Origin of the sequence: Bacteroides bouchesdurhonensis, from assembly GCF_900155865.1 — a bacterium.
Lineage (GTDB): Bacteria > Bacteroidota > Bacteroidia > Bacteroidales > Bacteroidaceae > Bacteroides > Bacteroides bouchesdurhonensis.
Genome location: NZ_LT707006.1, coordinates 3226655 through 3241104 on the forward strand (window position 1 = coordinate 3226655; position 14450 = coordinate 3241104).

At 36.7% G+C, this 14450-nt stretch carries 19 protein-coding genes, 4 tRNA genes and 1 pseudogene; 6 read left to right on the top strand and 18 right to left on the bottom strand.

What is annotated here, in order from left to right; genetic code table 11:
- Window positions 1–8: 8 nt before the first annotated feature.
- From CZ225_RS13670 to CZ225_RS13715, 13 genes are all read right to left on the bottom strand, one after another.
- Entirely contained in the window at window positions 9–461 is a 453-nt protein-coding gene (locus CZ225_RS13670; RefSeq protein WP_044917615.1) for a NinB/YbcN family protein, read from the bottom strand.
- Between the two features lie 6 nt (window positions 462–467).
- Complete coding sequence (locus CZ225_RS13675; RefSeq protein ID WP_004300206.1) at window positions 468–917, bottom strand: single-stranded DNA-binding protein; 450 nt, start codon at window positions 915–917, stop codon at window positions 468–470.
- A complete protein-coding gene (locus CZ225_RS13680) occupies window positions 914–1828 on the bottom strand; it encodes a hypothetical protein (RefSeq protein ID WP_004300205.1) in 915 nt (304 codons plus the stop codon). The genes CZ225_RS13675 and CZ225_RS13680 overlap by 4 nt, the downstream gene beginning before the upstream one ends.
- A 5-nt stretch (window positions 1829–1833) precedes the next feature.
- A complete protein-coding gene (locus CZ225_RS13685) occupies window positions 1834–2616 on the bottom strand; it encodes a hypothetical protein (protein ID WP_004300204.1) in 783 nt (260 codons plus the stop codon).
- 236 nt (window positions 2617–2852) lie between these two features.
- Window positions 2853–2935: transfer RNA gene (locus CZ225_RS23685), tRNA-OTHER, on the bottom strand.
- A gap of 101 nt (window positions 2936–3036) precedes the next feature.
- Window positions 3037–3103: transfer RNA gene (locus tag CZ225_RS23690), tRNA-OTHER, on the bottom strand.
- A gap of 227 nt (window positions 3104–3330) precedes the next feature.
- Window positions 3331–3428, bottom strand: a tRNA-OTHER gene (locus CZ225_RS23695).
- 96 nt (window positions 3429–3524) lie between these two features.
- Window positions 3525–3595, bottom strand: a tRNA-OTHER gene (locus CZ225_RS13690).
- A 62-nt stretch (window positions 3596–3657) separates the two neighbouring features.
- Entirely contained in the window at window positions 3658–3849 is a 192-nt protein-coding gene (locus CZ225_RS13695; protein WP_004310922.1) for a hypothetical protein, read from the bottom strand.
- Window positions 3846–4103: a hypothetical protein gene (locus CZ225_RS13700; RefSeq protein ID WP_004300201.1), complete on the bottom strand. Its 258-nt coding sequence runs from the start codon at window positions 4101–4103 to the stop codon at window positions 3846–3848. The genes CZ225_RS13695 and CZ225_RS13700 overlap by 4 nt, the downstream gene beginning before the upstream one ends.
- A 17-nt stretch (window positions 4104–4120) precedes the next feature.
- A complete protein-coding gene (locus CZ225_RS13705; RefSeq protein WP_077154470.1) occupies window positions 4121–4327 on the bottom strand; it encodes a hypothetical protein in 207 nt (68 codons plus the stop codon).
- 434 nt (window positions 4328–4761) lie between these two features.
- Window positions 4762–4998: a hypothetical protein gene (locus CZ225_RS13710; protein ID WP_004300198.1), complete on the bottom strand. Its 237-nt coding sequence runs from the start codon at window positions 4996–4998 to the stop codon at window positions 4762–4764.
- A 15-nt stretch (window positions 4999–5013) separates the two neighbouring features.
- A complete protein-coding gene (locus CZ225_RS13715; RefSeq protein WP_008765982.1) occupies window positions 5014–5307 on the bottom strand; it encodes a hypothetical protein in 294 nt (97 codons plus the stop codon).
- Between the two features lie 159 nt (window positions 5308–5466).
- On the opposite strand from CZ225_RS13715, the gene CZ225_RS13720 reads away from it, so the two are divergent.
- The 3 genes from CZ225_RS13720 to CZ225_RS13730 are packed head-to-tail and all read left to right on the top strand — an operon-like array spanning window position 5467 to window position 6598.
- Window positions 5467–5865: a helix-turn-helix domain-containing protein gene (locus tag CZ225_RS13720; RefSeq protein ID WP_008765983.1), complete on the top strand. Its 399-nt coding sequence runs from the start codon at window positions 5467–5469 to the stop codon at window positions 5863–5865.
- A gap of 12 nt (window positions 5866–5877) precedes the next feature.
- Window positions 5878–6264 (top strand): hypothetical protein, encoded by a 387-nt coding sequence (locus CZ225_RS13725; RefSeq protein WP_004318836.1) that lies wholly within the window; start codon window positions 5878–5880, stop codon window positions 6262–6264.
- A 19-nt stretch (window positions 6265–6283) separates the two neighbouring features.
- Window positions 6284–6598, top strand: a complete 315-nt coding sequence (locus tag CZ225_RS13730; RefSeq protein ID WP_234983055.1) for a hypothetical protein — start codon at window positions 6284–6286, stop codon at window positions 6596–6598.
- Window positions 6599–6746: 148 nt separating this feature from the next.
- Here CZ225_RS13730 and CZ225_RS13735 read toward each other — a convergent pair whose 3' ends face one another.
- Window positions 6747–7085 carry a hypothetical protein gene (locus CZ225_RS13735; RefSeq protein WP_004300192.1) on the bottom strand — a complete coding sequence of 113 codons (339 nt, stop codon included), beginning with the start codon at window positions 7083–7085 and terminating at the stop codon, window positions 6747–6749.
- 413 nt (window positions 7086–7498) lie between these two features.
- Here CZ225_RS13735 and CZ225_RS13740 point away from each other — a divergent pair.
- Window positions 7499–7936 (top strand): annotated as a pseudogene (locus CZ225_RS13740) (Arm DNA-binding domain-containing protein); the annotation flags it as partial.
- Window positions 7937–8022: 86 nt separating this feature from the next.
- Entirely contained in the window at window positions 8023–8229 is a 207-nt protein-coding gene (locus tag CZ225_RS13745; protein ID WP_077154471.1) for a hypothetical protein, read from the top strand.
- A gap of 160 nt (window positions 8230–8389) precedes the next feature.
- Here the strand turns inward: CZ225_RS13745 and CZ225_RS13750 are convergent, their stop codons facing one another.
- The 4 genes from CZ225_RS13750 to gnd are packed head-to-tail and all read right to left on the bottom strand — an operon-like array spanning window position 8390 to window position 13099.
- Window positions 8390–9352: a Dyp-type peroxidase gene (locus tag CZ225_RS13750; RefSeq protein ID WP_077154472.1), complete on the bottom strand. Its 963-nt coding sequence runs from the start codon at window positions 9350–9352 to the stop codon at window positions 8390–8392.
- Between the two features lie 34 nt (window positions 9353–9386).
- Window positions 9387–10106 (bottom strand): 6-phosphogluconolactonase, encoded by a 720-nt coding sequence (pgl, locus tag CZ225_RS13755; RefSeq protein ID WP_077154473.1) that lies wholly within the window; start codon window positions 10104–10106, stop codon window positions 9387–9389.
- Entirely contained in the window at window positions 10103–11599 is a 1497-nt protein-coding gene (gene zwf / locus CZ225_RS13760; RefSeq protein ID WP_077154474.1) for a glucose-6-phosphate dehydrogenase, read from the bottom strand. The genes pgl and zwf overlap by 4 nt, the downstream gene beginning before the upstream one ends.
- Window positions 11600–11623: 24 nt before the next feature.
- The gene (gnd, locus tag CZ225_RS13765) at window positions 11624–13099 is read right to left on the bottom strand and encodes a decarboxylating NADP(+)-dependent phosphogluconate dehydrogenase (RefSeq protein WP_077154475.1); all 1476 of its coding nucleotides are present in this window, start codon (window positions 13097–13099) and stop codon (window positions 11624–11626) included.
- A gap of 109 nt (window positions 13100–13208) precedes the next feature.
- Between gnd and CZ225_RS13770 the strand changes: the two genes are divergently transcribed.
- On the top strand, window positions 13209–14390 hold the full coding sequence (locus CZ225_RS13770) for a dicarboxylate/amino acid:cation symporter (RefSeq protein ID WP_077154476.1): 1182 nt from the start codon (window positions 13209–13211) through the stop codon (window positions 14388–14390).
- Window positions 14391–14450: the final 60 nt, after the last annotated feature.

Below are 14450 nucleotides of genomic sequence, written 5' to 3' on the forward strand. Positions count from 1 at the left end.
AGGATTAATTAGTACCGGTTTTGGTACTCATGAATAAAATCTAAGTAATGCTGGTCTTCAGGCAATGGAAGTGTAATACCAAACTCGGTGACCGCATCTATTTTCACGCTTTCCATGAAATTATGCATCTCTAAAGTATTAAGTTTACTTGTTCCTCGCACAATAGTTTCCACCTTACCATTCACATGAACCTGTTTCACAAGAAACTTCTTACAATACAAGTCATGTATATCCTGAACTCCAGCAGCAGTGCTCCAATACTCTTCACCTGTGTATTCACGCAAACAGGCACCAATACACTGAAACCATTTCCACATGAGAGCATTTTGATTTAATGTTCTCGGCTGTGTTTTTTTCTTAATGGTTACAGTGTATTCTCCATTACGAAGTGTGCTGCACATGAACTCGAAAGACTTATCCATTTGGATTTTGCCATCTTTCTTCGTCAATGTTGCTTCCATAACCTATCAGAATGGCAAATCGTCCTTGGTTGGTGGCGGCGGTGGCGGGCACTCATTCACCGCACTTCGAGTCTGATTATTGGTGTGTTCCGGAAGAGGTGGCGGTGGTGGCGCTTGTTGAGGCTTAACAGAAAGCATCTCCATATTATCAACAAAAAGTTCTGTAATATACCGTTTAATTCCTCTGCTATCATCATAACTCCGAGTTCTTATCTTTCCTTCCAGATACAACTTGTCTCCCTTATGGACATACTTCTCAACAACATCGGCAAGACCACGCCAAACAACAATATTATGCCATTCAGTTCTTTCAGGAACCTGTGTTCCATTGGCAAGGGTATAACCTTTTTCAGTGGTGGCAAAGGAGAAAGTGGCCACTTTAGAACCAGCTTCCAAAATTCTAATATCGGGGTCTTTGCCAACATGCCCGATAAGCATCAATTTATTTAAACTCATGATTTATCCTCCCTTATTGTTACACGGATACTATCAGCTTTAGGAACTGTTTTGATATACTTAGAATATAATTCCGGATAGTCAGCCTGAAACTTTTTAGTATCAAAATTGTCACTCGTAGAAGCGGGTGTATAACTAACTCGCAATCTTCCGGCATCCCATGACTTGACACCATTCTCACGCATAGCAGTTTTCAATTTTGCCTTATAATCTTTCTGAATCTTGGTTAGATCTGCAAGTTCTTCCTCAATCCCGATTATAGTATTTACAAGCTGCATTGGAATAAGTAACTTGTCATCATCAGGGGCAGGAACGGGAAGATTGGATAGATATTGCTCACCCTTCTTCTCGCATTCCATTAACTTCTTGACTTCTTTATCAGACTTACGACTAATTTCAACAAATTCATGTTTATTACCACGCAACCAAGTGCTAAACAATTTATCAACTTTGAGTAATGGATTTTGAAGTTCAAAGAAATAAGCATAGATTGACAACTGCCAACTTAAATACTCCTTATCAAGATGAAGGGTAGTTTTGATGTCAACAAGACTAATTCTACCGGCTTTCTCCCAAACACAATCTATATTCGATGCAAAGTATTCGTTATCAGAAACGGTATATTCATTGGCAAGCGCCTTATATCCGGCATTTACCCTCATTCTGATATAATTCTCTGCTTCAATACTTTCAGGAGGTAAGCCTGTTACATCAGCAAACTGGCATTGAGCATGAATAAGGCTACCCTTCTCTGCAGCTCTCTTCAATACAAAATCGGGGACATCTTTATATTTGTCAGGGAACAACTGCCGGCTAATCATACCGGTTATACCTTGCAACTGTTTTTCACCGAGCATATAAGTGTGGTTTTCCTCATTGAAAACCACACTGGATTTCACTAATTCTATCATTATTATCAATTTCTAGGAGGATACGTTTTCTGCATGTCAATAGTTATGTTTCTGAACTCCTTATTATTGTGAAGTTCGGGATGTTCAGCCCAAACTCTCTCAAGCTCTTCGCGGCTTTTAACACCAGTCATTTGTTTAATTGCACGATCCAGGTCTACACCAGTATATACTTTGCCCGAAGCGTTTGAAGCAGAAACATTGGGAGCATATACTTTTTCCTTTGTATTACCATAAGCAAAACGAACGCGGTTTTTATTGTCCACAATAACAAGTAAAATAATCTCCTTTTGCTCGTTATAACCAATCTCTTTTACACTGAATTTGGTGTATAGAGCAGGAGAACCTGTTTTGCTCTGATATATTTCATTTTTCTCAAGTGGAATCCAAATGAAAGGACCCGTATAAAGTTCACGCCCAATTCCCCAGTTAAATCCTGCACGTTTAAAGGCGTCCGAAGCCTGCCCTTTCTCTTTTTCTGTGCTAGATTCTGTCCCAACATCCTGTTTACTCACCCATTCCTTCTTTTCATTATCCCAAATGGACAACGTACAGAATAGATTCCCATTAACGACATCATGGTGCCGTTTCCAGTTCATTTCTCCGAACACTTCATCAAGTATTCTCATGTCTACTCGAGCATCCTTGTATAATAGCAAGGAGCAGCCCGAACCGTCCGGTTTCATAGTACCAACCCTACATTCAATTTCAGAAGCTAGAAGCGGTCTGATAGAATTTTTCTTCTTCTCTTCATTCTGAACCGTTGATACAGTGTTTTTTCTCGCTGTCATAATTCTAATTTAATGGTTTGACTTTTAGCTCATTACATCAGTAAAGGTAATCGTTATTGACAAGTTTAGCAAACAGAAACTTCGCCATTTTAACGCCATTTTCAGGTAGTAAAAACTGCCTGTACGATATTGTACAGGCAGAAAAATAAGAAAATGAATAATCCAATGTACCTTATGGAACGGCTACGCTTTGAAGGGTGTACGGCTCCCTGATTTATACATAATGTAAATGCTAGTGGACGGAACCGGAGTCGAACCGGTCTCACGGAATATTGGTGCACCTCACCGCAGTTTCAACCAACGATATACATATCCGCCCGATTAATTAAAAAGGTGCACTATCTTCACAGACCATACACCCCAATCACAAACACAAAACAAAACTCATGAACTACTATAATTTAATTAGGATCAGAAGGGTGAATGGCGTGGGGATCGAACCCACATCACGCATATCTGCGTATGCTGCCAATTACACCAGCCATCCGTTTTAAGTGAACTATTCTCACGAACCATTCACCTAGAACACAAACACAAAATAAAACACGACATTAACTATTAAATAGCACTCTCACGAGCTTCTTGCTTCCGGATAGCCGTTCAAAGCACACCGGAATAGTATAGAACAATTAAAACTCAAATAACAGGGGCTTTAACCCTACAGCGTCCTTTTCGCTGGCAACATTAGTTAAACATAAAAAGAAAAATTCTCTGTGAAGGAACCCGGACTCGAACCGGGATGATAGATTACCTATGTATGACTTTCTTCAATCTATCTGCATACTTGCGTCTACCAATTCCGCCATTCCTTCAGGTCGTAGCCAGACGCTTCCGGCTACATTGATTGAATTGTTATTGATACAAACATAATTTTCCCCCTCACGGGTTACTTAACTCTGATTGAGTTGAGCCGGGAAACGGATTCGAACCGCTGACCTCATGTAGAAACATGCGCTCTAACCAACTGGGCTATCCCGGCAGATGCCCGGCGAACCGGGCTAAATAAACATGACAAATACTAAAATTAAGCAATGCAGACCTTCACAGGCTATCTTTATTTTGTTTCCTATCTTCGTAGTATCGAAAACAGATATAATTCACTGATACGACAGTCACCAATACAAAAGCAGCAATAAATTCTTTCTTGCTAACTTCAATGCTATCTACAAGATACAGTGTTGTCCATAAGGCAATGAACATCATGGCATACTGTATCACTTTAATCTTTTTCATTTCTTCCGTTTTTTAGATTTAACTTTCCTTCCCGCACATCGGCAATGAAGTAATACTTGAGCAGCATTACAATGCCACTTGCCGTTTTGGACATTAGTGGGCTTATCACTTTCAATCTTACCCGCTTCTATAAGATTCATCAATTTCTTTTCCCCACCCACATAATACGCAGACTTATCTTTTCCAAACGTTTCTGTAGAAAACAGACGGAGAATATTATCTAGCAATATTTCAGCCATTTCACCTCTGATCATCTCAACAAGCAAGGTAGTTATGCAATTCTGGTTACTATAAACTGCATATTTTTTACATCTGACTTTGTTTTCCAAGCCATTCCTTCAGCTTTTTCTTTATAAAGCCGAGCATTCAATGTATTAGTTACAGACGGTTTCTGAACGATAGGAAATACTTCTATTGCACCAACATCCATACCCCGTAATACATCAATTACGTTACGTCTCTGAATATCCTTTTCCATACAATCTAATTTTAAATTAAACATTGAAGCGATGAGCGGATTCGAACCGCCGACCTCTGCTTGTGGTGCTCTTCCGTTAAGCTAAGAGTGTTTCTTGAGAGACTCGAACTCTCAACCATCCACCACACACAGCGCTCTAACCTGCCTGAGCTACATCACCTTTATATACATAAAGCAAATACCTCGATTTGCCGACAAACGTCTAACTGATTTAGTTTTACAACGATACGGCTTGACCATTAACCACAGCATTATATCGTTGAGAAGCCCGCCTACGTCAGTAATCCCTTTCGGCACGTGTCGGCTTCCAAAACACCATTTTACCAATATGTCAAAGAACTCTTCTCTGTTGTTCCCAGTCTCCCTTCAAGGGCAGGCTCAAAGACCGGACTGGGTACCGGATAACCGGCGGTTTGGTTTGACTTTAGTGAGGGTTAGAGAATACTTTGGTTGTTCTTCAAAACTATGTCCATTAAGTTTCGTTGCGATTCAATAAATTTCTTCAAATCATCACATTGGGAAACTTTCTCTCTATAAAATCCACGTTCTGATTCTAAATCTCGTTTGAGTTTTTCATTTTCACCTCTCAAAGAGCTGATCAACGCGTCTCGTTCTTCAATCACAGCTTCATATTTGTCTCGCTGTATTTCTAGTTCGGTTCTTTTATCCATTGTTGTATAATTTGATTAATCTCCGACGTAATGTGCACCGTAATGAGTACTATTTGGGTTGTAGTAAGCGGAAGCGGGAATATTAAGGTTATTATATTCCTTACTAGGTGTAGCTTTGGCAGTCTTGCTCATAGCTTCATGTCTTTCAGCTAAAAATTTATCAGTTCTTGATTTCACAGCTTCCGGTGAGAAACTTTCTTGGAGTTTTGCAAAGCTCCATGCAGATTTTAAACACTCTGAAAATGTTTTTCCACCCTTCTTGTAATTGCGGTGTGCAGACTTCATTATTTGTGATAAATTGTAGCTCATAATCGTTATTTTTTAATTGGTTTTATCAATCATTTTTTGTATGTTTGTATGATTGATTGATTTATGATGCAAATATAATCGCATTTGCGTTATTTTAAAAACAAAAAACTTTTTATTTTATCGCATTTGCGTTTTATTAACTTTTGATTGATTGGATTTATGACAAATAACAACACTATCAATGGAAGAATTAGAGAAATAATTCTGTCTGCCGGCATTACAGATAGCGCATTTGCGAAAAGAATTGGTGTAACACAATCTGTAATAGCATCAATGTTTCAACGTGGAACAGAACCTTCCGCTAAGGTATTAACTTCAATTCTACTAACCTATGAAGATATTTCTGCTGAGTGGTTACTTCGCGGAAAAGGTCAAATGCTACTTTCAGAAGTAACACCTGACCCAAACATAGAACAAATGAAACGCTTGGTAGATACGATCACTACCTTGCAAGGTATAATCACCGAACAAACTAAAACGAATCAGTTACTCACAGAAGAACTTAAAAAAGCCAAAGGAGAACTGACTATGTTGAAAAATGAACGAAATGTAGGATAAACTTATATACGTATGAAAAAAAGATTTTTAATACTATCCTTCTTATTTGTGCTTATATTTAATTCATGCTCTGATGACAGTATTAATTTAGCAGGAACAACATGGACTTCTGCAAAAGACTGGTACGGAAAAACTCGATTGTCTTTTGAAGAAGGCACTCCTTATTTAAGATCTTTTTTTGCTATATCTTTTGACTTGAAATCTTTCACAATATATAATGTTGCAGATGATAATGAGGATTTAGAATATGAATGGAAAGAAACGGTATCAGGTAAATACTCTATAAACGACAATATTGTGAATCTAATAGTAGAAAAAGACAATTTAACAATTCCCTGCGAAATAGAAAAAGATATAATGTATTACAGTAATACTAGAATGAAACTATATAAACAATAGAATAAATATTTTTTCAAATATGCGCCCAATTAGAACTGTACCCCCAAAAGATGAAAGAGAATATCCTTTAGTTATAACAGCTGAAGAAAAGGATAAAGTATTAAATTATATTTTGGTTGTAGCAAACGGGAAAAGAACAGCTAAACTAAATTATAAAGATATACCAGACCTTAGGATCAGTAAAGAACAATATGAAATAGTTTTAGAGGAGTTCAAAAATAGGAGATTTATTGACTATAAAGGATATGATATTGAATATCTTACGTTGAATTTTGAAATATTCAATTTTGCAGAAAAGGGGGATTCACTGTTGAAAGAGACTTATATATATTAAGTTTTGATACATTTCAAATGCAGCTAGAACGATTAGAAAAGGAGTTAAGCCCTGATACAGCAGCGAAAGTTGATGATGTTGTCGGAAAAGCCCAAAATATAACTGAACTACTGATAGGGCTCTCTGCTCTAGCTGAAAAAATGAATCTCTAAGATTTATTATCAGGATCAGTTAATAGGAACTCCAATATAGAAGCTGCACGAAGCAGTCTTGAAGCATATAGAGTTGCATCTGCATCCGGGTTGTATTGATAACGCCTAGTCTGAAACTTTTTAAAAGTAACAAAGCCACTAGACATATCATTAGCAAGTGTTTTCAAGCTTGATATAGTTTCTTTTACATTTTGGTCATAAGACATTTTTATACGCATACGAGCGGAATCATCCACTTTTGCACAACACTGGGGATAAAAGGCTGTTGCATTATCTTCTTTAGAAGATTGTTTTTTACTTATCCTTCTTAGGACATTTTTTAATAACGATTTCATAAACGCACTATTTTAGTTTGACAATGCGCAAATATAATATTTAAAGTAATATAAAATATGAAATATAGAAATCTTGATAGTACATAAAACATCAAATGGTCGAATTATGGTCGAACCATAAAAAAAAGCAGGACTATATAATTGATATACAGAATATACAACTAGATTTCCAAAAATGTGTCTAGTTTAGTTTTTGTGTTGAGTCGGAAACCTGCAAGAGAGCATAGGTTTCCGACTTTTATTTTTCTGATGTTCAGCAATTTACATTCACAATCGAACTTTTTTTATATCTATTAGTAGTCCATATTAGAGAATTAGAACAAATCGTAACGTCACTTTTGACGCTATATAATGGTTGAAAAATGGTCGGATTATGGTCGGAAAACATGATACGATCGAAAACAAAATGAAGTATGGCTACATTTTCATTAGTAATTGTCCCAGCTAAAAAACTATCAGACGGGACACATAAGATAAGAATTAGAGTGGCACACAACTCTGATACAAGATTTATCACAACAGATATTGTTGTTCGTGAAAACGAATTTAAGAACGGAAAGATAGTTCAACGCCCGGACAAAGATTTCCTCAACATAAAATTGCAGGAATGGTATAACACGTACTTCAAACGCTATATAGAATTAGAGCATGCAGAATCGTTAACTTGCGCCCAATTAGTTAAGATGATAACAAACCCTATTAATGGCGAACGTAATCGCAAATTTGAGGATATCGTTGAAGAATTCCTCTCACAGATCGATGAAGATGATAGAGAAAAAACGCATAAACTTTATAAATTGGCCGCTAAACATTTTATTCGGTTTACTGGTCCAGGTTCACTCATGGAACACACAAAGAAAGTGATCATATATAAATAGGCTAATCTCTTCTATTTATACAAGTTGTTTTTGTACTTTTGCACTGAAAAGTCTCAAGAATGGAATACAACGTAGAAGAACTTAAAAAAGCATTGATAGAAAAATGCAAAGAGGAAAGCATAATATATGCTTTGGTAGCAATAAATCGATATACGAAAGAGATTATTCTACCAAATTCCTTACAAGATGCATTAGATAATCCCAATTATTATGTATGCACTTGTAGAAAAGTAGAAGAAAAGTACCAAATAGAAGAGGAAAAATAATGTTTTTTCACATTATATATCCTTTTTACTATATTTAGATCAAATAATTATTAAATTATAACAGCTTTACTTTATTTCTGTATATAATGAAAATATTAGTCAATACCTATTATAATTTCTCAATATGTTAAATATGTACGACCTAATATAAGATAAACAATTATTTTTTGATATAAAAACCAAGTTTTCCGAGTAAATCATACGAAGGTACAAAAAAGAGTGTTCCAGTTATTGGCGTACTAAAATCTAATAAGCGATCAGTATTCCCTATCGGATTACCAATAAACATATTCTCTAACATTTGATGCGTCGTACTGAAAGCATTAGCATAACCGATAAAATAAGTACCATATTCTCCTTTTGAAGTATTAGCAAATGGCATATTAGCTCTTACTATTTTTAAATTATCTCCAATATTAGTGACAGCATTATGAGCATTTTTAGGTTTTTCCTCATCTGAAAGCTCAACATCATTGAATTTACGACGTCCAATCACTTTTTCTTGCTCTTTAACCGAAAGTGTATTCCATGCTACCATATCATGGATATATTTCTGTACAAAAACATAGCTTCCCCCTTTAAAATTGGGGTCCTCTTCACCAATCACAGCAAATAAATATGGATTCTCATCAACAGCTGGATTCTCCGTGCCATCCACAAAACCAATAATAGCTTTACCATCCAAATATCTAAAACCATGTGTCTCATCAACAGATTCAACTACTCCTCTAAGTTTTTCGTCTATAATAGAAGCAAATTCAAAACACAATCCCATCTGACTAGAGCGAATATGAAATAATAAATCACCCGGGGTAGATACTGCTGTATACTTATTTCCTTTTATTTCTTGAAAAGGTACCAATTCTTTGGGTTTTCCTAATTCTGGAAAAAAATGACTCCATGCATCAGCTCCAAATCCCATAGTACAGCTAAACTGCATTTCAGGGAAACGATTACGCATACTACGAATCAATGCGGAAAAATTGGAACAGACATCTTTTATCTTATCACTAGTATCTGGTAATTGTTTCAGTTTATAAACTATAAATATAGCATTCTCTCCTTGCTTCCTCACAACATCTTGTGGGAAATTATCACCAAACGGGCATTGATTAGGATTCATACGATTCTATTTTTTAGTTATTATCAAATTCATTCTACCTCTTAGTAAAGTTTGAAGCTGCTAATTCATCAACAAATAATTCGACATTATTTGCATGATGAGCAACATAAGCAGCTGGACTTACATCTCCCGAGTTACATATCTCACTTACAACCTCAGCTTTTGACCTTCCAGTAATTAAAAATATAGTCCAACGAGCATTAATAATAATGTTTCCAGTCATTGCTATCCTCTTTTGACCATTAATTGGATTATTAGTTAGAACATAGGATACATCAGAAGTAAGAAATTCTTCCTGCCCTGGGAAAATAGAAGAAGTATGTCCATCCACTCCTGCACCAAGTAATATAATATCAAATTCTGGAAAACCATTTTTTTCGGGCACAAACTGTTCTACTAATTCGGAATAGCGTTTAGCTTCTTTGTTAGGCGACTTCATTTCTCCATAGATACGAAATACATTTTCATAAGGAATAGGTACCAAACTTAATAGCAGAGAACGTGTCATTCCATAATTACTATCTGTATCTGAGGGAGGTACGCAACGCTCATCTACCCAGAATATTCTCATTCGCTCCCAAGGTGTGACATTTACATATTCATTTGCCCATATATCAAACATTAATGCAGGAGTTTGCCCTCCACTCAACGCTATATTGAATATTTTTCCTGGCTCCTCATTCAAAATATTTATTATATATAGTATTAACTTACGTGACGCCTCGGCAGACGAAGGATAAATAGATAATTTCATAATTCACAATATTGTTCAGTATGTTTCAAATTTTTACAAGGATTTGTCCATTCCGCACCATGTTCATGCATCATGACTTCACTTTCCAGAGGTCCCCATGTACCTGCAGGATAACCATAAAGCGGTGCATTAGGAGTATCACTCCAAAAACGAAGCACGGGATCAAAGAAACGCCATGAAGCCTCAACAGCATCACTACGTGTAAACAAAGTCGCATCACCCTGAATACAGTCATCTATTAAACGCGCATAAGCATCACCACCAGGTACTCCACCTAAATCAGCATAGCTAAAGTCCATTGTCACTTGCCGGACCTCAAAACCAGCCCCTGGAACTTTCATTCCTATTTTAAGGACTATACCTTCATTGGGTTGTAAACGGAGAATTAATTTGTTAGCACGCGGACAATTGCCACCAGAACAACGAAACATTTGATGAGGCGTTTCTCGAAAATGGACAACAATTTCAGTTACCTTTGTTGGCATTTGCTTACCTGTACGAATATAAAAAGGTACTCCACTCCAACGCCAATTACTGATACCCAACTTCATCGCAATATAAGTTTCTATACGTGAATCAGGAGCCACACCTCTCTCTTCACGATATCCTTTTTTATTACCAGAGGCAGTATATTGTCCACGAACTATGTGTTCGTTAAGGTCAATTTCATTTAAAGGGGTTAATGACTCATAGACTTTTACTACCTCATTACGGAAATTATCAGCATTAAAGATTGCAGGAGGTTCCATAGCAGTTAATGCTACTAATTGAATCAAATGATTCTGCACCATATCACGTAAAGCACCAGCAGTCTCATAAAAACCACCACGCTGTTCTATTCCAAGATTCTCTACAGCCGTAACTTCTACATAGTCTATATAGTTACGATTCCACAAAGGTTCAAAAATACCGTTAGCAAAACGGAAAGCAAGTACATTCTGTGCTGTTTCCTTACCTAAGAAATGATCAATTCGATAAATTTGACGTTCATCAAAAACAGAAGCATAGATACGATTTAATTCTCGTGCCGATTCAAGATCGTAACCAAAGGGTTTCTCAACAATAATACGAGCCCCTGACGTATTCAATCCAGCTTCTTTCAGATGTAGAGGTACAACTCCATAAAGTGAAGGTGGAGTAGCCAGATAGAACAACAAATTATTAGGATTAATATCATTTGTTAATTCTATCAGACGCTGACGTAATAATGAATACCCTTCTGCCTCTGCCGGATCCATTGGCAAATAAAATAAATGAGTAACAAATGAAGTCATAAGTTCCAGATCCTGTTCTTCAGACTTGAGAAAATGTTGTAATTCCTCAAGGATATAAGAACGATAACTCTCATCAGTATAGACCGTACGTCCAACACCTAAAATAATGAATTCTCCGGTAAGTCTCTTATCCCCAAATAATGAATACAATGCAGGCATCAGTTTACGTTTTGTTAAATCTCCCGAAGCCCCGAAAATAATCATTGCAAATTTATCCATACCTTAACTTATATACTTTAAACCTTATACATTATATGTTCCCGACTTTGTATCACCTCCATGCCCCGTCCAATTCTCATGAAAGAACTGTCCTCGAAGTTCATCCTTACGTTCGAAAGTATGTGCACCAAAATAGTCACGTTGCGCTTGTACCAAATTGGCTGGCAAATCAGCAGAAGTTAAAGAATAAAAATAATTCAATGCAGAAGAAAATGCCGGAACAGGCAATTCTTCTTTCATAGCCTCCGCTACAAGGTTTTTCCACCCAGGAATCAATGTTTTTATTTCTTGCTGGAAATATGGAGCTAACAACAAATGTTCTGGCTTGTTAGCAGCTTCAAAAGCAGCGGCTATATCATTCAGAAAAATACTACGAATAATACATCCTCCCCGCCACATACGAGCAATAGAAGCGAGATTTAGTTGCCAGCCAAAAGTATCGGATGCACGCTGTAAAACTGCAAAACCTTGTGCATATGAAACAAGTTTTGAAGCATAAAGTGCCGAAAATATTTTTTTCACAAATTCAACTTTATTATAAACAGGCATTATATGTGAATGTGGAAACTGCTTACTAGCCAAATGCCGTAAATCTTTCTGTGCAGAAAGACTACGTTCGAAAACAGCTGTAGCAATCAATCCCAATGGCATCCCAAGTTCCATTGCATTCATAACCGACCATTTACCTGTCCCTTTTTGCCCCGCCGTATCCAAAATTTTATCAATAAGATAACCTCCTGCTTTATCTTTATGCCTAAGAATATTAGAAGTAATTTCTATCAGATAACTACGGAGTTTTCCTTCATTCCAATTTTCAAAGACATCTGCCATTTCTTCATTATTCAAATCAAGCAAATACTTCATTACCCAATAGGCTTCTGCAATAAGTTGCATATCTCCATATTCGATCCCATTATGAATCATTTTCACAAAATGCCCTGAACCGGCAGGACCTACCCATTCACAGCAAGGAGAGCCATCCGGTGCTTTGGCAGCAATACTCTGTAAAATAGGTTTCACTTCTTGCCAAGCTTTTTTCGAACCACCAGGCATAATAGAAGCACCATTTAGAGCTCCTTCTTCACCACCTGATACACCACTACCTACAAACAGTAAACCTTTTGATTCGGCGAGCTTCACACGACGATTAGTATCCTCATAATTAGAATTGCCACCATCTATCAATATATCACCAGGAGAAAGTAGAGGAAAGAGTTGTTCCATTAATTCATCCACAGGTTTACCAGCACGAACCATCATCATAATTTTACGAGGGATTGCTATTGATTCTACAAATGCTTTTATATCTGTAAATCCCTCGATATTTTTACCTTTAGCACGTCCATTAACAAAACGTTCCACAACCCCCTCTTCTACTCCAGGAACAGTACGGTTGTAAACCGATACATGCCATCCTTTACTCTCCATGTTCAAGGCAAGATTCTCACCCATCACAGCCAAACCGATCAATCCAATATCTGTCTTATTCTGATTTGCCATAACTTGTATAATTTATTAATATTGTTTATGTAAATAACAATTCATAAGAATATTTGTTCGATATTTTTAGATTAAAACATTACTTTTGTAATTCATAAAAGAATCCAGAATGAAGAAGTTTAAAATCGATTTATTGCCACGCATTATTATTGCTATCATCTTAGGGATAGCAATCGGTACTATATTTCCAACACCATTAGTACGTATATTTGTTACTTTTAATGGCATTTTTAGCGAATTCCTCAATTTCTCTATCCCACTAATAATTGTAGGACTAGTCACTATAGCAATTGCCGACATCGGAAAAGGTGCTGGCAAAATGTTGCTTATTACAGCACTGATAGCCTATGGTGCTACATTATTCTCCGGTTTTCTCTCTTATTTTACAGGTGTCACCATTTTCCCTTCTCTTATTGATACAGGTGTACCACTTGAGGAAGTTAGCGAAGCGCAAGGCATTGTACCCTACTTTTCCGTATCCATTCCTCCACTAATGAATGTAATGACAGCATTAATTCTTTCTTTTACTCTTGGCTTAGGTCTAGCCTCATTACAGAAAGATGCACTAAAAAATGTAGCACGTGATTTTCAAGAAATCATTGTGCGTATGATTAGTGCAGTAATATTGCCGTTATTACCACTTTATATTTTCGGAATATTTCTAAACATGACCCATTCAGGACAGGTATATTCCATTCTAATAGTCTTTATCAAAATTATTGGAGTCATATTCATACTCCACATCTTCTTATTAATTTTCCAATATTCCATTGCCGCACTTTTTGTTCGGAAAAACCCATTCAAGTTACTTAGAAAAATGATACCTGCTTACTTCACAGCTTTGGGAACGCAATCTTCTGCTGCCACCATCCCTGTGACATTAGAACAAACAAAAAAAAACGGTGTATCTGCTGACATTGCCGGATTCGTAATTCCACTTTGTGCAACCATCCATCTGTCCGGTAGTACACTAAAAATTGTAGCTTGTGCTCTAGCATTAATGATTATGCAGGGCATTTCTTTCGACTTCCCTTTATTTGCCGGATTCATTTTCATGTTAGGAATTACTATGGTAGCTGCACCTGGTGTTCCTGGCGGAGCTATTATGGCTTCATTAGGCATCTTACAATCTATGCTAGGTTTCGACGAATCAGCTCAAGCACTAATGATTGCACTATATATTGCCATGGACAGTTTTGGTACAGCATGCAATGTAACTGGTGACGGTGCTATCGCATTAATAATCGATAAAGTCATGGGAAAAAATACCGCTAAAAATAAAATCGAATGAGTTTTTGCGTATGCAGCAAAAATTTCCGACATTTGTATCCGTATTTTCAAATAAAAACAT